General features: G+C 64.4%; 21 protein-coding genes. 14 read left to right on the top strand and 7 right to left on the bottom strand.

Features of this window, described 5'->3' with window-relative positions:
- Positions 1-294 precede the first annotated feature (294 nt).
- From TL10_RS21335 to TL10_RS21385, 11 genes are all read left to right on the top strand, one after another.
- Positions 295-846 (top strand): YaeQ family protein, encoded by a 552-nt coding sequence (locus TL10_RS21335; protein ID WP_043398062.1) that lies wholly within the window; start codon positions 295-297, stop codon positions 844-846.
- A gap of 166 nt (positions 847-1,012) precedes the next feature.
- Positions 1,013-1,582, top strand: a complete 570-nt coding sequence (locus TL10_RS32030) for a DapH/DapD/GlmU-related protein (protein ID WP_043397942.1) — start codon at positions 1,013-1,015, stop codon at positions 1,580-1,582.
- Between the two features lie 103 nt (positions 1,583-1,685).
- Complete coding sequence (locus TL10_RS21345) at positions 1,686-2,336, top strand: TetR/AcrR family transcriptional regulator (RefSeq protein WP_081936756.1); 651 nt, start codon at positions 1,686-1,688, stop codon at positions 2,334-2,336.
- Entirely contained in the window at positions 2,329-3,216 is an 888-nt protein-coding gene (locus TL10_RS21350) for a metal-dependent hydrolase (RefSeq protein WP_043987214.1), read from the top strand. The genes TL10_RS21345 and TL10_RS21350 overlap by 8 nt, the downstream gene beginning before the upstream one ends.
- A 74-nt stretch (positions 3,217-3,290) precedes the next feature.
- On the top strand, positions 3,291-3,500 hold the full coding sequence (locus TL10_RS21355) for a hypothetical protein (RefSeq protein ID WP_043397938.1): 210 nt from the start codon (positions 3,291-3,293) through the stop codon (positions 3,498-3,500).
- A 471-nt stretch (positions 3,501-3,971) separates the two neighbouring features.
- Positions 3,972-4,658, top strand: coding sequence for a class I SAM-dependent methyltransferase (locus tag TL10_RS21360; protein ID WP_043397936.1), 687 nt, complete (start codon positions 3,972-3,974; stop codon positions 4,656-4,658).
- A 12-nt stretch (positions 4,659-4,670) separates the two neighbouring features.
- Entirely contained in the window at positions 4,671-5,039 is a 369-nt protein-coding gene (locus TL10_RS21365; protein WP_131630783.1) for a tyrosine-protein phosphatase, read from the top strand.
- Positions 5,040-5,069: 30 nt separating this feature from the next.
- Positions 5,070-6,320: a serine hydrolase domain-containing protein gene (locus tag TL10_RS21370; RefSeq protein WP_234711507.1), complete on the top strand. Its 1,251-nt coding sequence runs from the start codon at positions 5,070-5,072 to the stop codon at positions 6,318-6,320.
- 218 nt (positions 6,321-6,538) lie between these two features.
- On the top strand, positions 6,539-7,000 hold the full coding sequence (locus tag TL10_RS21375; RefSeq protein ID WP_043397931.1) for a MarR family winged helix-turn-helix transcriptional regulator: 462 nt from the start codon (positions 6,539-6,541) through the stop codon (positions 6,998-7,000).
- Positions 6,997-7,986: a zinc-binding alcohol dehydrogenase family protein gene (locus tag TL10_RS21380; RefSeq protein WP_081936755.1), complete on the top strand. Its 990-nt coding sequence runs from the start codon at positions 6,997-6,999 to the stop codon at positions 7,984-7,986. Before TL10_RS21375 ends, TL10_RS21380 begins: the two co-directional genes overlap by 4 nt.
- Positions 7,987-8,065: 79 nt before the next feature.
- Entirely contained in the window at positions 8,066-8,875 is an 810-nt protein-coding gene (locus TL10_RS21385) for an LLM class F420-dependent oxidoreductase (protein WP_043397928.1), read from the top strand.
- Positions 8,876-8,895: 20 nt separating this feature from the next.
- Here the strand turns inward: TL10_RS21385 and TL10_RS21390 are convergent, their stop codons facing one another.
- The 3 genes from TL10_RS21390 to TL10_RS30295 all read right to left on the bottom strand — a co-directional run bounded on the left by TL10_RS21390 (position 8,896) and on the right by TL10_RS30295 (position 11,848).
- A complete protein-coding gene (locus TL10_RS21390; RefSeq protein WP_043397925.1) occupies positions 8,896-9,390 on the bottom strand; it encodes an FBP domain-containing protein in 495 nt (164 codons plus the stop codon).
- Positions 9,391-9,641: 251 nt separating this feature from the next.
- Positions 9,642-10,397 (bottom strand): amino acid ABC transporter ATP-binding protein, encoded by a 756-nt coding sequence (locus TL10_RS21395; RefSeq protein WP_043397922.1) that lies wholly within the window; start codon positions 10,395-10,397, stop codon positions 9,642-9,644.
- The gene (locus TL10_RS30295; RefSeq protein WP_318259822.1) at positions 10,394-11,848 is read right to left on the bottom strand and encodes an ABC transporter permease subunit; all 1,455 of its coding nucleotides are present in this window, start codon (positions 11,846-11,848) and stop codon (positions 10,394-10,396) included. The genes TL10_RS21395 and TL10_RS30295 overlap by 4 nt, the downstream gene beginning before the upstream one ends.
- Positions 11,849-11,999: 151 nt before the next feature.
- Here TL10_RS30295 and TL10_RS21410 point away from each other — a divergent pair, with 151 nt between their 5' ends.
- The 3 genes from TL10_RS21410 to TL10_RS21425 all read left to right on the top strand — a co-directional run bounded on the left by TL10_RS21410 (position 12,000) and on the right by TL10_RS21425 (position 16,581).
- A complete protein-coding gene (locus TL10_RS21410; protein ID WP_051954968.1) occupies positions 12,000-13,136 on the top strand; it encodes a beta-propeller fold lactonase family protein in 1,137 nt (378 codons plus the stop codon).
- A gap of 7 nt (positions 13,137-13,143) precedes the next feature.
- The gene (locus TL10_RS21415) at positions 13,144-14,829 is read left to right on the top strand and encodes a GMC family oxidoreductase (protein WP_043397919.1); all 1,686 of its coding nucleotides are present in this window, start codon (positions 13,144-13,146) and stop codon (positions 14,827-14,829) included.
- 732 nt (positions 14,830-15,561) lie between these two features.
- A complete protein-coding gene (locus TL10_RS21425) occupies positions 15,562-16,581 on the top strand; it encodes a magnesium and cobalt transport protein CorA (RefSeq protein ID WP_043397916.1) in 1,020 nt (339 codons plus the stop codon).
- Between the two features lie 22 nt (positions 16,582-16,603).
- Here the strand turns inward: TL10_RS21425 and TL10_RS21430 are convergent, their stop codons facing one another.
- The 4 genes from TL10_RS21430 to TL10_RS21445 all read right to left on the bottom strand — a co-directional run bounded on the left by TL10_RS21430 (position 16,604) and on the right by TL10_RS21445 (position 19,914).
- The gene (locus TL10_RS21430; protein WP_043397911.1) at positions 16,604-17,206 is read right to left on the bottom strand and encodes an LGFP repeat-containing protein; all 603 of its coding nucleotides are present in this window, start codon (positions 17,204-17,206) and stop codon (positions 16,604-16,606) included.
- Positions 17,207-17,315: 109 nt separating this feature from the next.
- Entirely contained in the window at positions 17,316-18,062 is a 747-nt protein-coding gene (locus TL10_RS21435) for a dienelactone hydrolase family protein (protein WP_043397909.1), read from the bottom strand.
- Between the two features lie 236 nt (positions 18,063-18,298).
- Entirely contained in the window at positions 18,299-19,183 is an 885-nt protein-coding gene (locus TL10_RS21440; RefSeq protein ID WP_043987218.1) for a TIGR03560 family F420-dependent LLM class oxidoreductase, read from the bottom strand.
- Complete coding sequence (locus TL10_RS21445) at positions 19,180-19,914, bottom strand: hypothetical protein (RefSeq protein WP_192830279.1); 735 nt, start codon at positions 19,912-19,914, stop codon at positions 19,180-19,182. Before TL10_RS21445 ends, TL10_RS21440 begins: the two co-directional genes overlap by 4 nt.
- Between the last annotated feature and the right edge of the window lie 27 nt (positions 19,915-19,941).

Here is a 19,941-nt window from a genome sequence, read left to right on the forward strand (position 1 = left end):
GCCCAAAGGGCTTGCCAAGTGTGAGTCCATCACAGCTGCTGCCAGCCGCCCATCCCGAAACTGCCGACCCTATCGATATCAACAATCACCGGATTACGGCTGAATCGAATACTGAGGGTTACCAGTAATTTGGGGAGAAAGTGCTGCCCCCGAATCGCTTTCGCATTGGCCTGTCCTCCGCGGGCGCGAGGAAGACGACGGGCCCCGACGTCGGCTGCGACTCGAACTGACGGCTGGTGACCACTCAACGCGGCCCGACTGCTCGGGAGGCACCGCGTGGGTGGACACTATGACGTGGCCCTTTCTGCAACAGTATTCAAAGTCGAACTTGGCGTCTCCGATGTTGATCACGGTTACTACGCCGATCACGCGCTGACCGTGGCCCGTCATCCCAGTGAGACCGATGAGCGGATGGTGGTGCGGTTGTTGGCTTTTGGGCTTCGCGCACACCGGCTCAGCGACGTCGACGGCGAGTTGGCGTTCGGGCCAGGCCTGTCCTCCCCTGGTGTACCGGACTTGCGGCTCGCCGACTACACCGGACGGACCCTGGAGTGGATCAACGTCGGCCAGCCCGACGAACGCGCCTTGGGCAAGGCGGCCAGCCAGGCCGACCAAGTGCTGCTCTTCCCATTCGCCGCCGGCGTGGCCACCTGGTGGCGCACCGTCGGCCCCAAGGTGGCGGGACTGCCGAACCTGTCGGTGGTGCAGATACCGCACGCACCGGTGCAGCAACTGGCCCAGACTGTCGATCGGCGGGTCTCGGCGCAGGTGATGGTGATCGAAGGTCAGGTGACGATGACCGTGGGCGGAGTCGACGTCACCTTCACGCCCGAGCCATTGGAGTGACCGTCTGAGCCCGAGGTGCTAGTCGATGGCGTTGCCAGGTCTCATCGTTTTCGGTTGCCGTGTAGCGCTTTCCATCTACCACCACCGACGGTCGTTGTCACATAGCGGTATAGCAGTGAGGCGAGTCGCCACACGGGATGTCCGCGGCCGGTGCCAGGATCGAGACATGAAGAAGAACTCGGCGCGGTTGATCCCCAGGGGTACCGACGAATCGCGCCATGTGGTGGAACGGGTGCAGTTTGTCATGGACCTGACGTCGCAGCTGAATGTCCTCCGGCACTCCGATGTCGATGGTCGCAACTCCCTGCTGAAAGAAATCCTGGGGCAGCCGCTGCCTGAGACCTGCACAATCTACCCGCCGTTTTATTGCGACTACGGCCTAAACCTGCGTCTGGGTGATCGCGTCTTCGTCAACCAGAATTGCTCATTTTATGACCTTGGGGGCATCACAATCGGAGACCGCACAATGATCGGGCCAGGCGTCACGCTCTGTACCGCCGGCCATCCGGTCGACCCGGCGGAGCGGTTCGATGGCATCACTGTCTCCCCGATCAATATTGGGTCAAATGTGTGGATCGGGGCCAATGCAACTATCGCTCCTGGTGTCACAATCGGTTCAGGATCGGTCGTTGCCGCGGGCGCCGTCGTGGCAACGGATGTTCCGCCCGACTCACTCGTTAGCAGCGCTGGTCACATACATCGACGCGATCTTGGCGATGGCACCCGTTACGTGTGAGGGCTGGAACCCTGAACCGATCGTGGCGACCGTGCGGCTGAGCATCAAGATGATTTCACAGGCAGGCTTGCCTGTTTGTTGATTCGGGTCTACCGTCCCCCGTATGACCGCGAGAACGCGACGGCGGCACTCCAGCGAGCGGGTTCGAATCCCTCGTGCGGAGCGGGTGGAGACGATGCGGTTGCGACTCCTGGAGGCCACGCTGTGGTGCATCGTCGACAAGGGCTACGCGGCCACCTCCACGAATGACGTCGTGCGGCGAGCCGGGGTGTCTCGGGGCGCTCTCGCCCATCACTTCCCCACCAAGGCTGCGCTGGTAAGTGCTGCCGCCGGCCACCTGGTGGCCAAGCGCACTGTCGAATTCGAGTCGCGGATGGCCGGACTCGACCCGCAGCAGCGCACACCGGCCGCCGCGCTCGACATCCTGTGGTCGTTCTACGAACAGCCCGAATGCCGTGCCTTGGTGGAACTTTCGATCGCGGCCCGGCACGACGCCGAATTGCGTGCCTTGATGGCGAGGTGGGACGACAAGTACATCGAGATTCTGCACGCGTCGGCCACCGAATTCTTCGGCGAAGCAACCGCAGAGCCGTCGTTTGGGGTGCTGCTGCGCACCATCACCGCGCTCTTCGACGGTCTCGGTCTCTACGACATGACCCAGAGCGACCAGCGCCAGAAGGTCGCCGAAGTGCGGGCCTTCTTCACTGCAATGTTGACTCAATTGGCACCAACCATGGGGGAAGCACATGCCTGACACCGCGACACGGCCCGTCCGCGCCCGGCGCATCCACTTCAACTACCCCGAGGGTGGCCTCGAAAGACACTACGTCCAGGGCGATCTGGTCATGAGCCACGTCCTGGCGTATCTGTCCTCGACGTTCCCCGAGGGCGAGGATTTCTTCGTCCGGTCCGTGCGCCACTATGCCGATCAGGTCACCGACCCGGTTCTCAAAGAGCAGGTCAAGGGCTTCATCGGCCAGGAAGTGACGCACAGTCGTGAGCACGTCGCGCTCAACGAGCGCCTCGAGCAGATGGGCTATCCGACCCGGTACAACGACCGGTTCACCGCAAGGTCACTGCGTTGGGATGAGCGCCGATTCTCCCCGCTGACCTGTCTGGCGATGACGGCCGCATTGGAGCACTTCACCGCTGTCTTCGCCGAGTCGTTACTCGGCGACGAGGACGCCCAAGCCCTGCTCGGGTCGACCGAGGTGCGAAAGATGTTGCTATGGCACGCTTATGAGGAATCCGAACATCGTGCGGTCGCATTCGACGTGTACCGGACGGTGGGCGGCAGCGAGCGACGCAGGATCTGGACCATGCGCATGGTGACGCTCACCTTCTTCGGCAGCATCGTCGCGTTCACCACGCTGTCCATGCTCAGGGACCGCGCGACCTACAATCCCGTGCGCCTGTTCGGCAGCCTGTGGCGTCTGCGCCGCTCTCCCTTTCTGAAACGATCTGTGCTCCAACGGTTTCGGAAGTACAACACCGTAGGATTCCATCCGAACGATGTCGACAACACTGCGCTGCTGGAGCGTTGGCAACCGGAGCTATTCGGCGAGACCGGCCAACTGGCCCACAACATGGCCGACGCCGCGGTGTCTGCGCACTACAAGTCGGTTGAGAAATGACCGAGTCACGTGGCGCTGACCGATCCGAACTGACTGACGGAGTGATGCTTCCGTTCGCGCAGTAGGCTCACGGCGTGCACAACGTGACCTTGGCCAACGCCGCGTCGACGGCCACGCTGACGGTGGGGCTGGCGGTCTATGCAGCATTGATTTTGGCCGGCATTGCCGTGGCGATCTACGACGCTCGTCGGCACCGGCGGCGCCGGGCGATCGCCGCCGCGGTGATGGTCGGGGTGCTGACCCTGGGCGGGCTGGTTATCGCGATCGCCAGCAGTGTCGCGTGAACCGTCACAACGCGGCGGCGTGACCACCGGGCGGTTGGTGGGGTCGGGCAACTCTCGGCAATAGTCCTTCAAAGACAGTCCCCCACGACGCGTCGATTCCGCGAGCGACCCCCAGCGACCCTCAGACCGAAGAACCGGGCCGATGTTCTCTCCCTCAAATCCGCTGCGTCGATAGCCGAATCACGCATTCGGGGCAATACGGCCGAATCGAATACTGACGTTTGCCGGCAATTCTCGCCGTGTTCTTCCGATAATCGTGAAGATTATTGCACAACAGCGTGTTTCGCACCACGCCTCGGAAATCCGTTGCGCGACATCGATCTACGCACCGCGCTATTTCAAGTGTCGCAACGGATTCTGCGACCCGCCCGGGCAGATATATGACCGCACGCGCAGGCCATCGGCGATAGAAGATTGCCAAATCAGCAAACTGCATTGCCACTTTTGGGCCGACGAAGGGATGCTGAGGATATGAGTGAACGACCGAGCGGCTTCGGAGCCGCATCCCTGGTATCCACGTACGCTGAGCAGGCCCCGCAGACCGTGCCCGGCTATCACGACATCCACACCATGGCGTCGGTGTTGCTAGCCGAGGAAGCACCCGCAGACGCACAGGTCCTAGTGCTGGGCGCCGGGGGCGGTCTGGAGATCAAGGCCTTCGCCACAGCACACCCACGGTGGAAGTTCATGGCCGTTGACCCGTCTGCACCCATGATCGACCTCGCCAAGGACACCCTCGGGCCGCTCGCCGCACGCATGGACGTGCACGAAGGATACGTCGACGACGCCCCCGAAGGGCCGTTCGACGCCGCGACGGCGCTGCTGCTACTGCACTTGACCGAACCGGAGGATCGATTACGTACCGTCGCCGAGGTGCACCGCCGGCTACGGCCTGGCGCACCGTTTCTCGTCATGCACGTCAGCTATCCACAAGAAGACGATGCCAAACGTCAACGGTGGCTTGACAGACACGTCGCCTATCTTCTCGCCGCAGGCAACCAGCCCGCCTACGTCGAGATGGCCAGCGAGATGATCAACCAGCACATGCCTGCGCTGAGCCCAGACGAAGACCGTGCCATTCTCGAACGCGCCGGATTCACCAACGTCACTGAGTTCTTCTCGGCGTTCACTTTCCGCGGCTGGGTCGGCTACGCCTGACCGGACGTGATCGTGCGGTTCGGGTCCACGGGTTACGCCGCGCAGTGGTGGGAGTGCATGGCCTGCGGCGTGGTCGGCTGGGCCAGTGCAGTCCTGCAGACTCTGGTAGGCGTGTCGCCTGCCGACGTGATGAGCGACTACCTGCTCACCAATGAGTACTCAAAGAAGTCCATCGATGCCGGAGTAGCTGCCGCCACTGGGGCGCACGGACCAGAAGCCGGAGCCGGAACTCGGGTGATACTCGGTGTGTTCCCCGAGGCGTTGCAGTCCGGTCTGGACGAGGTGCGCACACGGTACGGCTCGATGGAGCGTTACCTGACCGACGGCGTGGGGCTGAGCCCCGCCACGATCGCAGCGCTGAAGACGACGCTGACCGCCTGACCCGCGCGGGGTGTCCCGCCACGGCGATCGATGGCGGCTCACAACCGGTTTGGACCGCTCGAGCTCAAACGGGTGTGCGGGATCTGCACTCGACCGATACTAGAACGTGTTCTAATTCGGTGCATGTCCGGTTCAGCGGAGGGGCACACTGACCCCGCGTTTGCGGAAGTGAAAGCCGTCTTTGAAGCAGGTTTGGCCAACGGCGATGACCTCGGCGCCTCGGTAGCGGTATTCGTCGACGGCCGTGCGGTGGTGGATCTGTGGGGAGGCATCGCCGACAGGAGGACTGGACGTCCATGGACGCGCGACACCGCTTGTCCGACCTTTTCCTGCACCAAAGGTGTCACGGCGACCGCGGCCCTCATGGTCGCCCAGCAATGCGGCCACGGCCCTGACGAACCGGTGAGCGCTTGGTGGCCGGAATTCGCACAACACGACAAGCACGAGACCACGCTGAGCGACTTGATGTCCCATCGGGCCGGATTGCCCGTGTTGGAGCGCCCGGTTTCGGCGGCCCAAACCACGGATCCTGCTGCGATGGCCGACCTGCTGGCGCGCCAATCCCCTCTCTGGCGGCCGGGGACCGAACATGGTTATCACGCTTTGACTTTCGGGTGGCTGGTCGGTGAATTCGTGCGCCGCCACACCGATATGACAGTCGGCGAGTTCACCCGGCGACACCTGGGTGATCGGCTGCTCATCGGCGCTTCCGGTGCGGCGGCACGCGAGGCTGCACGGATCAGTTCGCCACCGCCCGACCAGCGTGTCTGGAAGGCTGAGAACGCGCCGCCGATACCGGACGATGCAGTCGCCGAGATGGTGGCCGCGATCGCCGATTCGGAATCGCTGTTCATCCGGGCATCGTCGAATCCTGTTGCGTCCTATAATGATCCAGAAGTATTGGCGGCCGGTTGGCCTGCGGCTGGCCTGGTCACCACCGCTCGTGATCTGGCCAAATTCTATGGCGATCTGATCAGCGGAACCCTGATCGCCCCAGGTTCTCTGCGGGAAGCGATCATCGAACGCGTACGCGGCCGCGACCGGGTGCTGCGCTTGGAAAGTGCATTTGGGCTCGGCTACATGCTGCCGTCGCAGAACTTCGTGGTGCCCGAACCTGCGCGATGCACTGTATTCGGTCACCCGGGGGCCGGTGGCTCGGTGGGACTGGCAGATCTCGAACACAAGGTCGCTTTCGCTTTCGTGCCCAATCTGCGCCGAGACTGGCTGGCCGGCGATCGCCGCGCCTATCGGCTCGTCGCCGCGGTCTACGACGCGCTGTGACACCGCGACGCAACTGACGCGCGCGGCGCCCCCACACTCATATCTTTTCCATTCTACGGAAGCGATAACTGCTCGGGGCTACTGCAACAACATCCGACCAATCCGTCCTAGCAAGAGCATGAATCAACCAGGATTCGGCTACGGCCTGCTCCTCAGGGTGCAAGTACCCGTATCCAATAAGCATTACATGGAATGGAAATATCGCGTAGGGTGACATTGTGGCGGATGACGGGCCGGCGGAGGTCTTCGATCGACTGGTGCGGGTGCAGATCTTGCTCTGGAATGGGGTCGATGACCGGCTCCGCGAAGAGCATGACCTGCCGCTGACGTGGTTCGAGTTGATGCGCGTCGTCGCTCGGCTCGACCAGGCTCGCGTTCGCGACATCGCCGAGGCGTTGATCATCACCGAGGGCGGTGCAAGCAAGCTGGCCGACCGCATCCAAGCCGCCGGTTACCTAAGCCGGCAACAACACCCGGTGGACGGCCGTTCCTCGCAGGTCGTGCTGACCCCTGTGGGACGAGAAGTCCTGCGAGCGGCGGCAGCGACCCTCGACGACGAACTCAGCGACCGCATCGGAGCGGTCCTCACGAGCGATGTCATGGCGCGATTCAACGCCACCCTCGAACTGCTGCGGGTATCTAACCTGAGCAGCGACGAAACCAGGAGTGCATATCAATGACCGACCTACCTGACACGATGCGCGCGGTAGTCCTGGCTGCTCCCGGGCCACCCGAGGCACTGCACCTGCGCGAGCTACCGATCCCGACACCCGAACCCGGCCAGGTCCTGATCCGAGTAAAGGCCTTCGGGCTCAACCGATCCGAACTCCACACCCGACTCGGCCTGGCCGACGGCGTCACCTTCCCCCGTGTGCTGGGCATCGAGGCCGTCGGAGTGGTCGCCGCCTGCCCCGGCCGCGAGGTGGCCGTGGGGCAACAGGTGGCCGCCATGATGGGCGGGATGGGTCGCACCTACGACGGCGGCTACGCCGAATACACCTGTGTGCCCGTCTCGCAGGTCATTCCGTTCACCAGCACTCTGGACTGGGCAACACTCGGCGCGGTCCCGGAGATGCTGCAGACCTCGAACGGCTCGCTCACTGTCGGCCTCGACGCCCAACCGGGGCAATCGATCCTGATCCGCGGCGGCACTTCCTCGGTCGGCATGACCACCGCCATCCTCGCCAAAGGCCGCGGCATGACGGTGCTCGCCACCACCCGCAACCCTGACAAGTCCGGGGCGTTGGAACAGATCGGCGTCGACCACATCCTCATCGACACCGGCGAGATCGCAACACAGGTGCGCGAGATCATCGACGGCGGCGTCGATACCGCTCTCGAACTCATCGGCACTCCGACGCTGCCGGACACGCTGCGCGCCACCCGAATCCACGGCGTCGTCTGCTTCACCGGCATGCTGTCCAACCAGTGGATAGTCGACCAGTTCTACCCCATCGACTATCTGCCGCGCGGCGTCCGGCTGACCGCCTACGGCGGCGACGCCAACGACCTCTCCCCCAGAGTTCTGCAGGATTTCCTGGACGCCGTCGCCGCCGGTACGGCGATCGTCCCCGTCCACCGCATCTTCGGCCTCGACCAGATCGCAGAGGCTCACGCATACATGGAGTCCGGCAAGGCAACCGGCAAGCTCGTCGTTACGACCTGACACCGGACCGAACAAGGAATAACCCCGCCCGCGACGGACTTGCCTCAAGAGTCATCCTTTCCCTGACTCAGGAGCATCCATGACTCGTCCCGTCCGCGTCGCTGTGCAGATCCAGCCCGGCGGCACGCCTGACTACGCCACGTGGCGCGACGCCGTCCTGGCCGCCGACGACCTCGGCGTCGACGTGATCTTCGGCTACGACCACTTCCACCGCCCGGCGATGCAGGCCATCGTCGACGGCAAGCCCGTCCTCGAAGAGGAGCAGCCCGACGTCGCCAACTTCGAAGGTTGGACCGCACTCGCGTCATGGGGTGAGATCACCTCGCACGCCGAGATCGGCCTCCTCGTCACCGGCGTCGGCTACCGCAACGCGGACCTGCTCGCCGACATGGCACGTACCGTCGACCACATCAGCGGCGGCCGGCTCATCCTCGGCCTCGGTGCCGGGTGGTACGAAAAGGACTACACCACTTACGGTTACGACTTCGGCACCTTCGGCTCCCGCTTCGATCTGTTCGACGAGAGCCTGATCCGTATCGAGAATCGGCTTGCCGCATTGATTCCGCCGCCCATCCGGGAGATACCGATCCTCATCGGCGGCACGGGGCCCAAGCGCTCGCTGCCTGCCGTTGCCAAGCATGCCGACATCTGGCACGCATTCCAGGACCTCGATGCGTTCCGCAGGGCCAGCGACCGGGTCGACGAATTGGCGGCGACGTTCGGCCGCAACGGCGCCGACATCGAACGCTCGACGCTCTGGGCGAATGCCGAAACCGCTGACACTTTCCGCGAAGCAGGCGTCACGCTGTTCCAGACCGAACTCACCTCCGACAACGGCTACGACCTGGCGTCTCTCAAGGAGGTTGTCGCCTGGCGGGACAACGGGTGACGACGATCCCCCGCCTGGCTTCAAGCCTCGGTTGAGAGCACCTCATTGACGAATCCGTGCACCTTGCGCCGCAGCTCGCCAACTCGCTGTTCGCGAAGGCCGGCGAGATCGGTCCCCCGGTGATACGCGGGCGGTAGCCGCCGGACGTTTCGGGAACATTCGAAGTTCTCGCAGATCAGGGCTCCGATGGTGTCCCCCTTACGCCCTGCGGCACCGCCCCGGCGCACGGTGTACAGAACTGCCTCATCGGTGAGGTTCACATCGTTGCACCACGCGCACATGGCTCGGGCGCGTGGTTTCACCGCGGCCCTGTTCAAAAGTAGCGCGACTGGCCCCTCGGGTCGGTCGATGAGCACGTAGGCACGGCGCGGGATTTTCGGATCGGTCCAGCCGTAGAAGTCGAGCTTGTTGAAGTCGACGGCGTCGAAGTTCGCGGCGAAGGTGACCTTCTTGACCTCGCTGCGGGTGGCACCTCGAAAGGCGCCGAGGATCTGGTCGCGGGTGTAGGAGTCCATCGGTGAATCCATCCTGAAAAACGGAGCGCACGACGTGCGCACCGGCGAGTGAGGGCATGACTGTGCCGCCGACCTGAATGGGTCGGCGACGGAGCGCGGTCATCTGATGTCGGCGCGAGCGCCGACGACCTCCTCGACTCGGATGTTCACACCGGTGACGATAGCGGCACGACAGCGATGCGCGCCACTGCATTTCGGCGCACCTCGGTCCATCATCACTGAAACCCGCTCTGCGAGAGTATCTCTCACACCTAGAGCGGGTTGAGAATACGATCCAGGAACTGTCGCGTGCGCTCTTCCTTCGGGTCGCCGATCACCTCGTCCGGAGTGCCCCGCTCCAGGATGATGCCCTGGTCGGTGAACAGCACCTGATTGGAAACCTGTCTGGCGAACTGGATTTCGTGGGTGACGATCACCAGCGTCCAGCCTTCCACCGCGAGATCCTTGATCACAGAGAGCACTTCGCCGACGAGTTCGGGATCCAGCGCCGATGTCGGCTCGTCGAACAGCACCAACTTCGGCTTCAAGGCCAGCGCGCGGGCGATGCCGACGCGCTGTTGTTGCCCGCCGGATAGTTGATACGGGTACTGGTCCTTCTTGGCAGCGAGCCCCACCTGGTCGAGCAGCGCGAGGGCTTCGGCCTCAGCCTCATCTTTCGGCCGCTTCTGCACGATGACCGGCCCCTCGGTGACGTTCTGCAGGACCGTCTTGTGCGGAAACAGATTGTGGCCCTGAAAGACGAAGCCGCTCCGCGACTGGAACCTGCGCACCTCGGGTTTGGGTGTCGGCGTGGAGAAGTCGATCTCGATATCGTCCACACGGATTACCCCGGCGTCGGCCCGGTCGAGCGCGTTCAGCGTGCGCAGTAGCGTCGTCTTGCCGGACCCGGACGGCCCGATGATGGCCGTTGCCGTCCCCTGCTCGACGGTGAACGAAACACCCTTGAGCACTTTGTTGTCGCCGAAAGCTTTGTGGACGCCCTCGGCCACCACACGGTTCTCTGTCATCGCGCCACGTACCTTTCCAGTCGGCGTTCAATGCGACCCTGACCGAACGAGAGCGCCAGGCAGATGACCCAGTAATACACAGCGGCGGTGCCGTACAACGCGAAGAACTCGAACGTCGGCGCCGCGATGATCTGGGCTTGCCGCAGCAGTTCGGTGACCAAGATCGTCGAGGCGAGTGACGTGTCCTTCACCAGCGAGATCAACGTGTTCGAGAGCGGCGGCACCGCCACCCTGGCGGCCTGCGGCAAGATGATGCGCCGAAGCGCGCCAACATAATTGAAGCCGATCGTCTCGGCCGCCTCCCACTGACCCTTGGGGATGCTCTGGATGGCCGACCGGATGATCTCCGCCGCATAGCCACCAACGTTGAGCGAGAACGCGATGATGGCCGCGGGAAACGGATCGATCTTCACCCCCAGTTCCGGCAGCGCGTAGAACACGATGAACAACTGCACCAGCAGCGGGGTGCCGCGGATGACCGAGATGTAGAACCGCGCCACGTTGGTGAGCACCACATTCGACGACAGCCGTGCCAGCGCCACCGCGAGCGCCAGCACCAGGCCGATCGCGAAGCTGATGACCGTCAACGGGATCGTCTTGGTGATCGCGGCCTTCGCCAACGGTGCGAGGCTGTCCCCGATCAACTTCCATGTCGACCGTGGCGCATGCTGCGCCCCGTCGGCGTCCGGCCCGCCAGATGCGTTGGCCTTCAAATACTTCTGCGAGATGCTGGCCAGCGTGCCGTCGGCGCGAAGCGCATCGAGGGCCTTGTTCAGGTCGGGCAACAGTCCGCTGTTCTTGCGGGCCGCAAAGCCCTGCTCGCTCTTCTCGCCGGTGTTGGCGGCAATCTTGACTGACTTGTCCCCCGTCTCGGCGAGGTAGGCGTACACCGGGATGCTGTCGTTGATCACCACGTCGACGCGACCCTGGTTGAGCAGCTTGATGGCCTGGGTGAAGCCTTCGACAACCTCAACCTTCGCGCCGTGGTCGCGAGCGACCTGCGCCCAGTTGCTGGTTGCTGTTTCGCCCGCGACCTTGCCCTTGATGTCGTCGAGCGACTTGACGGCGTTGTCGTCGGCCCGAGTCACGATGACGCCCTCGCCGACCGAATACGGCTCGGACAGGTCGTACCTGGCCTTGCGCTCGGCATTGATCGTCACTTCGTTGGCGACGACGTCGAATCGGTTGGCCTCGAGCGCCGCGAAGATCGAATCCCATGGCGTCTCGACGAATTCGACTCTCACACCGACCTTGGCGGCGACCGCCTTGGCGACGTCGACGTCATATCCGACCAGTTCGCCCGTCGCAGGATCGTGATAGCTGAACGGTGAGTAGACGCCTTCGGTACCGACGCGCAGCACGCCCGCCGCCTTGACCGGGTTCTCGCCGTTGTTGCTGCCCGACGACCCGCATGCCGCGAGCAGCAGGGCGAAGAGCAGCAACACCGACACTCTGGCTCTTCGTGTGTAGCGCACTGGCGGAAGTTAGCAAGTCCCTGGCCGGTCACCAAGGGTTCTGCTCAATGCGGCTGATACGCCGTCGCCCTGTTGTAGCTTGGCTGCTGCTGGGTCAGGTCAATTTGATGCGACCGGAGGGCACACCATGGCGCTCGAAGTTCTCAAAACCATCCATGTTGGCGGTTCCCCGAGCCGGCTGGCAGTCACTCCCGATGGCGGCCGCGTCTACGTCCTCAACGGTGGCGGCGACACCATCTCGGTGATCAACACCTCGACCAACACGGTCATCGCCACCATCCCCGTCGGCGACCTCCCCGACTCGGTGGCGATCTCCCCCGACGGCGCGCGTGCCTACGTCACGATCGAGAACGCAGGCACGGTCTCGGTGATCAGCACCGCCACCAACACGATCACCGCGGACATTCCGGTCGGCGACTTCGCGGGCGGAATCGCGTTGACTCCCGACGGCACCCGTGCGTACGTTGCCGCGGCCAATAGCCCAGCCACGTCAGGAAACGTGGTGGTACTCGACACGGCCACCAACACAGTCAGCGCGACCATCCCCGTCGACGGACATCCCAACGCCGTCGCTGTCAGTCCGAACGGCACACGCGCCTACGTCACGAACTGGAATCTCGACGGCACCGTCTGGGTGATCAACACCGCCACGAATACCGTGATCAAGACCGTCCAAGTCGGCGATTTGCCCAGCGGTGTTGCGGTAAGCCCCAACGGCTCTCGCGTCTACGTCACCAATGCCGCGCCCAACGGCACGGTCTCGGTGATCAACGGGACGACGAACACCGTCACCACGACCATCTCGGTCGGCAACTCGCCGATCGGTGTCGCAGTCAGCGCCAACGGCGTCCACGTCTACATCACCAACCGTGGCTTCCCCGGGCCCGGCTCATTGCAGGTGATCAACGCCGCTTCCAACGACGTCACCACGACAATTGAAGTCGGCGAAGACGCGTGGGATGTGGCGGTGAGTCCTGACGAAAGCCGCATCTATGTGGCCAATCTCGGCGATGACTCCGTGTCGGTGATCGGTGAGAGCGTTCACCACATGCCCCATGTACCCGACCTGGTGGGTGAGATACTGGGCGGCGTCGCCGGCGACGGCGGCGGATGGCTGATCATCGGCAACCACTTCTACAAGATCCCGCCACGCCCCCTTGCGGTGGTACGGATCGCGCGGGCCATAGCGCCTTTCCTCGGTCGCCCGATCGAGAACCGTGAATTGGCCAAGCAACTGCGCAACACCCTGAATCGAGGCAGATAGCCCCCGCATGAGCCCCGCCACCGAATTCGACTTCATCATCGTGGGAGCCGGCAGTGCCGGCTGCCTGCTGGCCAATCGGCTCAGTGCCAACCCCGACCACCGGGTGCTGCTGATCGAGGCCGGCGGCAAGGACAACTGGTTCTGGATCAAGGTGCCGGTGGGCTATCTGTACACGATCGCCAATCCCCGCACCGACTGGTGCTTCGCCACCGAGGCCGACCCAGGTCTGGCCGGCCGCAGCATTCACTATGCGCGGGGCCGCGTGATCGGCGGCTGCTCGTCGATCAACGCCATGATCCACATGCGCGGGCAGGCAAGCGATTACGACCTCTGGGCGCAGGCCACCGGTGACGAGCGCTGGCGTTGGGGTGGCGCCGACCGTCCGGGCGAGACGCTGTCGATCTACAAGGAGTTGGAGGACTACTTCGGCGGAGCCGACGACTGGCACGGCGCCAGTGGGGAAATCCGTGTCGAGCGGCCCCGGGTGCGCTGGAAGATATTGGACGCCTGGCAGGCCGCCGCTGCGCAGGTGGGCATCGCCCCCATCGAGGAGTTCAACCGGGGCGACAACGCCGGCAGCGCGTACTTCCATGTGAATCAACGGCGTGGTCGCCGCTGGTCGATGGCCGACGCATACCTGCATCCCGTCGCCCGCAGGTCCAATCTGACCGTCTACACCAACGCCCAAGCCATGCAGCTGCTGATGGACGACGAGGTCCGCGAGGATCAGCGTCGCGGGGCCTGGACCACGGCTCAGCACCGCGCCACCGGCGTACGTCTCATCAAGGACGGACAGATGGTCGACGTCCAGGCCCGCCGCGAAGTGATCCTGAGCGCCGGAGCCATCGGGTCGCCGCATCTCATGCAGGTCTCCGGGCTCGGACCGGCCGGGCTGCTTGGCCAACATCAGGTGCCGGTGGCCGTCGACCTGCCAGGCGTGGGCGAAAACCTCCAGGACCACTTGCAGCTGCGGACGGTGTACCGGGTGCAGGGCGCACGCACCGTGAACACGCTGTATCGGAACTTGATCACCCGGGCGGGCATGGGACTTCAGTACCTGCTGCTGCGATCAGGACCCATGACGATGCCGCCCTCCACGTTGGGAGCATTCGCCAAAAGCGACCCTGCACTTGCCAGTCCCGATCTGGAATGGCATGTGCAGCCCTTGTCCCTGCCCAAGTTCGGCGAACCCCTACACCCATTCGGAGCCATCACTCCCTCGGTCTGCAATCTGCGACCGAGCTCGCGCGGCCATGTGCGCATGGCCAGTGCAGATCCGTTGACCTACCCAGAGATTCGCTGCAATTACCTGTCCACTGACGCCGACCTCCGAGCCGCCGTGACCGGCCTGCGGATGACCCGGCAGATCATGGCAGCGCCGTCTTTGGCCCACTACCGCCCAGAAGAGTTGCTGCCGGGCCCGCAACGGGTGAGCGACGACGACCTGCAGCAGGCGGCCCGCGAACTGGGTACCACCATCTTCCACCCGGTGGGCACCTGCGCGATGGGTTCCTTTGACGCACAGGGCCTTCCGCGGTCAGCCGCTACGGTGCTCGACACCGACTGCCGTGTGTATCGCGTCGCCGGCCTTCGCGTGGTCGACGCATCGGCGATGCCCACCATCACGTCGGGGAACACCAATGCGCCGGTGATGCTGATCGCAGAGCGCGCGGCGCGGGCGATCCTGGGATAAGCCGGATGCACCACGACCCGGTCCATGCGATGGTGCTGGCATGACAACTTTCGTCATCGATGCGCCCGTGGCCATCTCTCGCGCCACGAGCGGCGCTGGCGATATCGCTACCGGCAGGGCACCGGAATGAACAAGGACCAGCACATCCCCGGCAGCGGATTGGGAGCAGGACCTGCGGGCGGGTCGTCCTCTGGCGGATTGGGCCCATCCCAAACGTTCTGAGCCACGTTGCCGTGACCGAATTGCACCAAGTAGTAGCTGTGGCAGACGCTTTCGTCCCAAATCACCGGGTTCGTCACATGGTTGCCCGATATCCACATCGAGTCCCCGGGGCACCACCGATGAGGGCCGGTGACGGCCTGAGCGGTTCCGCTGCCGAGCGTCAATCCTGTCAGTGCGACGGCAGCGAAGACCGTTGCCGCAGTGGTCAGCCCGGCGACACCTCGCTTCATCATTTCGGTCCTGTTTCGCTAGTTCCGCCGACCTCATCTAGGGCCGTCGGGTAAACCATGCGCCGACGGGCTTGGCCAATTCTTGGTGAATTTCTTACGTCCTCAACTCGGCGATCGGGCCTGGTCCGTTGCAGCGGTTAACCCTGACGTCGCCGAGATAATTTGCATTCGCGTCGGGGTAGAGAATTCGCAGCCGAGTCACATCCTCCGTACAGGTTCACCGGATTAACTCCGTTCGGCGCCGCACCGGGCGCCGAGGCGAATTCGGTTGGGAGACGGCATGATCGTGGACTGCGCGCACTACCTGGACGGCGTGCGCCAAGGCGAGGCGGCAATGCCCATCGATGACGCGGCACGCCGGTGCCGCGAGGGCGGATTCGTCTGGCTCGGGATGTTCGAACCGACACCCGACGAAATGGCACGCGTCCGAGTCGCTTTCGATCTCCACGAGTTGGCGGTCGAGGACGCCGGGACGTTTCACCTGAGGCCCAAGATCGAGCATTTCGAACCTGACGTGCAATTGGTGATTCTGCGTACCGCCCGCTACGACGATGACCGCGAGGAAGTCGACTTCGGCGAGATCAGTATCTTCGTGGGGCCCAACTTCGTCATCACCGTCCGCCAGGGTGTCGCCAGCGAACTGCACGCGGCCCGGGCGCGCCTGCAGGAGCATCCCGAGCTCCTCAAAGTCGGCACCGCATCGGTGCTCTGGGCCGTACTCGACCAGGTGGTGCGCGCCTACGGTCCAGTGGTCGCGGGCCTCGAACACGACATCGAAGAGGTCGAAGGCACTGTGTTCTCCGGCGCGGTCGCACCCACCGAGCGGATCTACCTTCTGCGCCGCGAAGTGAGCAATTTCTACCGCGCGGTCCATCCACTGCTCTCGGTCCTGACCGCCGCCGAGCGCGATGCCACGGACACGCCCGTGGCGCACTACCTACGCGACGTCCACGACAGCCTCCAACTGATCAACGAAGAGGTGTCGGCGCAGCGCGACCTGCTCGCCACCATCCTGCAGGCCAATATCGCCGTCGTCGCGGTCGAGCAGACCCGAGTCAGCGTGCAACAAAGCAGCACCATGGAACGCCTCACGGTGCTCGCGACCATCTTCCTGCCGCTGACCTTCGTGACCGGGTTCTTCGGACAGAACTTCGACTGGCTCGTCAGCAACATCCAGGGCCCAACACGATTCCTCATCATGGGGATCGGCGGCCTTGTGATCCCACTGGTCGCACTCTGGGCATGGCTGCGGGCCATCCGTAAGCGTGGAAGCCAGAAGGAAGCGAAGGGCTCCGACTAAGGCAGACCGACGTCGCCGATGGCTACAGCCCGGACGGCACGACCTTGCCGTTGACCGTCACCTCGACCTGACCGGTCGTCGAGTTGTAAGCGATCTTGCCGTGTTCGAATGTCGTGACCAGCTGATCGCCGACGGCGTTCTCATCGCTGGTGGGTGCGCCCAGCGGACCTGCCGAACCGTTGGTGCCGGTGATCGCGGGCACGCCGTCCGGATCGCGTTGGATGTTCCACGCCTCCCGGATCTTGCCCGAGATGATGTAGGCGGGCGTACCGGCATCGTCGTTCTTTGCGACGATCGCGCCACCCTGGAACTGTTGGAACACCACACCGCTGTCCCTGGTGCCCGCGTTGTGGTCACCCGTCAACGGCTTGCCGAGAGTCGCCTTCTGGCTGTCGGTCGCCGAGGCGTACTTGGCCGCGATCGGGCCGGTGAGCGTGACCTCGACGTCCCTGTCCCCGATGAGTTTCACTTCGGCGGCCGGCGCCGGGACCTGGGACGTGACGATCAAGGCGACCTGAGGCTGCGCCGAGACATCGACACTCGTGCCACTGCTGCAGCCCGCAGCACTCAATGCGACGGCGGCCAGCCCGACGACTGCCGTGCGGCGATAGGTGCTCGTGCTCATAGGTGTTCCCTTGCGTCTTCCTGTGGTGTGCGTCAAGTTGCGGCTGACCCCCCGACCCGGTCACGACCATAGTCGAGCCGGTTCAGGGGCGCGCCCGACTGATCGACGGTCACTTCGCCCCGGCGGGTCGTCGGTCTGGTATCAGGTGCCGGGCGAAGAAGCGGGCCGCGTCCTCCCCCGCGTACGCCGGGACGCCGGTATGTCCACCCATGTTGGCGTGCAGCGTCTTCTCCGGGGAACCGAAGGCGTCGAACAGCTCCAGTACCTGCTGCCGGTTATCTACTTCGTCGTCCCACTGCAGCAGGACATGCAGCGGGATGGTGACCTCACGCGCTTCGGCGACCATGGCGCGGGGCACAAAACTCCCGGCGAACAACACAGCAGCCACGATTCGCGGTTCGACCACTGCCAGCCGGATACCCACGGCGATCACCCCGCCCGAGAAGCCAATCGGGCCGCTGATCTCAGGACGCGAAAGGAGTGCGTCGACGGTGAACTGCCATTCCGGTACTGCCTTCTCGACCAGGGGGACGACAAGCCGGTCGATGATCTCATCGACCGGCTCGCCGGCCGCCAGCGCGCGATGCAGATCGGCACGGGCCAGCTCTGCATCGGCAGACCGCGGGCGGTCGCCGCTACCGGGCAGCTCGATCGTGGCCGCGGCAAACCCGTCCGCCAGGCAGCGCCGAGCGCGGCTCGCCAGCCGCGGGTACATCGCGCGCAGTCCGCCGGGGTGGCCGAGCAGGATCAGCGGCGCTGGTGTCGAACCGGGCGTCCACAGGATGCCGGGGATGTCGTCAAGCATGAATTCACGTTCGAGGCCGTCCTCGAAACGCCGTTCGGAAATGAAGTGCATGGTCGTGCCTTTCGGGAGTGCTCGTTGAACGGCGCTCCCGGACGACCTATCGCCCGACCGTGACCCCGAACAGGAGCACCCACGTCGATACGTTCACGGGTACCACCTCCTCGCCACTTGCACGGTCTCCCAGAAGGTAACAACGGTCGCTGCCGGCCGCCAACTGTTTTTCAGGCGGGCTCTTCGGCCGGTGTCCGCAATCGAGATGATCTGCGACCCCGACCAGCTCGGGTTCCTCAAAATGACTGCGGTACAACGGACCTGAGTTGGGCCGTGGTGCTGACTAGGACGTCGAGCTCGGCGTGGGTCCACGCACGTCCGCGGGCAATCACCACGATGTGATGAATACCCAGTTCCGCCAACCTGCCGTAACGTTCGACCAACTGATCGGCGGACTCACCGGGCGTCAATGCGGTGGTGACGGTGTGTTCGATCTCCTGTCGCGGCCGCCCGAGCTCATCGCAGTGCCGCCCGAGCGCGTCGAGTTGACGACGAATCACCTGCTCCCCGTTGGGGATATTGAAAAGGTTGCAGGCGTCGGCGTATTCGGCCACCAGGCGCAAGGTTCGGCGTTCACCGGTTCCGCCGATCAGTATCGGCGGCCGGGTGATCGGCGTTGGCCGACCGATGGGGCGTCCGGCGCGATAATAGCGCCCCACGAACGGGGATTCGTCGCCGTCCCACATACGCCGCGCCAGTTGGAGCAGCTCGGCCAGGCGATCGAACCGCTCGCCGGTCGGCGGCAAAAACAGCCCGAGCGCGCTTGCCTCGTCGGCGTTGTAGCCGGCGCCGAGTCCCAACCACGCCCGCCCGCCGGACAGCACGTCCAAGGTGGTGACGGCTTTGATCAACACCGCAGGATCGCGGAACGTCGTTGCAGTTACCAGTGTGCCGAGCCGCAACTTCGCGGTCTTGGCGGCCAGGAATCCGAGGGTGGTGTACGCCTCCAACATCGGCTCATCGAGCCGGCTGGCCGGGTCGGCCTGCAGTAGGTGATCCGCCACCCAGAGGGTGTCAACGTCTGTGCCATCAAGGATTTCGGCCAGCAATGCCAGGTGTGCCCCGATCGCGGCCGTCCCCTCCGGCCACGAAAAGTTGGTGACACTGACGCTCAGCTTCATGCCGGCCCACTGGCGGTTGCGTGCTCCTGCCGGTTCCGGGCGGCACGGCGCTTCGGCAGCAGGACGCCGATGGCGACAAGCCAGATCAGCGCGGAGAACCTGGCGATCGGCAACAAGGGCGCGGCCTGGGGCCAGATGAGCACCACGGTGGTGAGCTCAGCGGCCACCGCGATCCCGAGACCGATCCACGCCAACGCCCGCGGCACCAGCTGCAGGATCAGCGCGGGGACCGCCAGGCCCGCCACCAACAGGCCGAGCATCACGACGTGCGCCACGCCGCCGGTGAGAAACGTCAAGTAGTAGAGCGCGTTGATCAGCGGGCCGTCGGTACTGACCTCGGGCCGCGACAGCGTCCACAGGAGCAGGCTCGAGAGCCCCAGTCCCCCGGCTGCAAGTACGCCGCCCGCGAGCGCGATGGTGGCTCCCGGTGCAGTGACGCCGAGCTGCCGCAGCCGCGCACTTGCCGTGGCCGCATAGATCAACAGTGGGACCGAGGACCCGAATACGAACACTGCACTCACCTGCGTGGCCGACGAATGCGCGCGGAAGTAGTCCAGCACGGCCGCTGAATTCTGGTATGGCAGAGGCGGTGTGCCGCCCAGCGCAGCGAGCATTGTGACGCCGACCAGGAGCAGGCCGAGCGAGATCGTGCCGAGCAGCCACAGCGGTGGCCCACCCGGCTGCGGCGGGCGGCTGCGGGTCGTCGGTCGATCGCCGATGTAATCGTTCATGCGTTGAACGATATTCCTACTGAATCA

The sequence above is a fragment of the Mycolicibacterium llatzerense genome, from assembly GCF_000878195.1.
Lineage (GTDB): Bacteria > Actinomycetota > Actinomycetes > Mycobacteriales > Mycobacteriaceae > Mycobacterium > Mycobacterium llatzerense.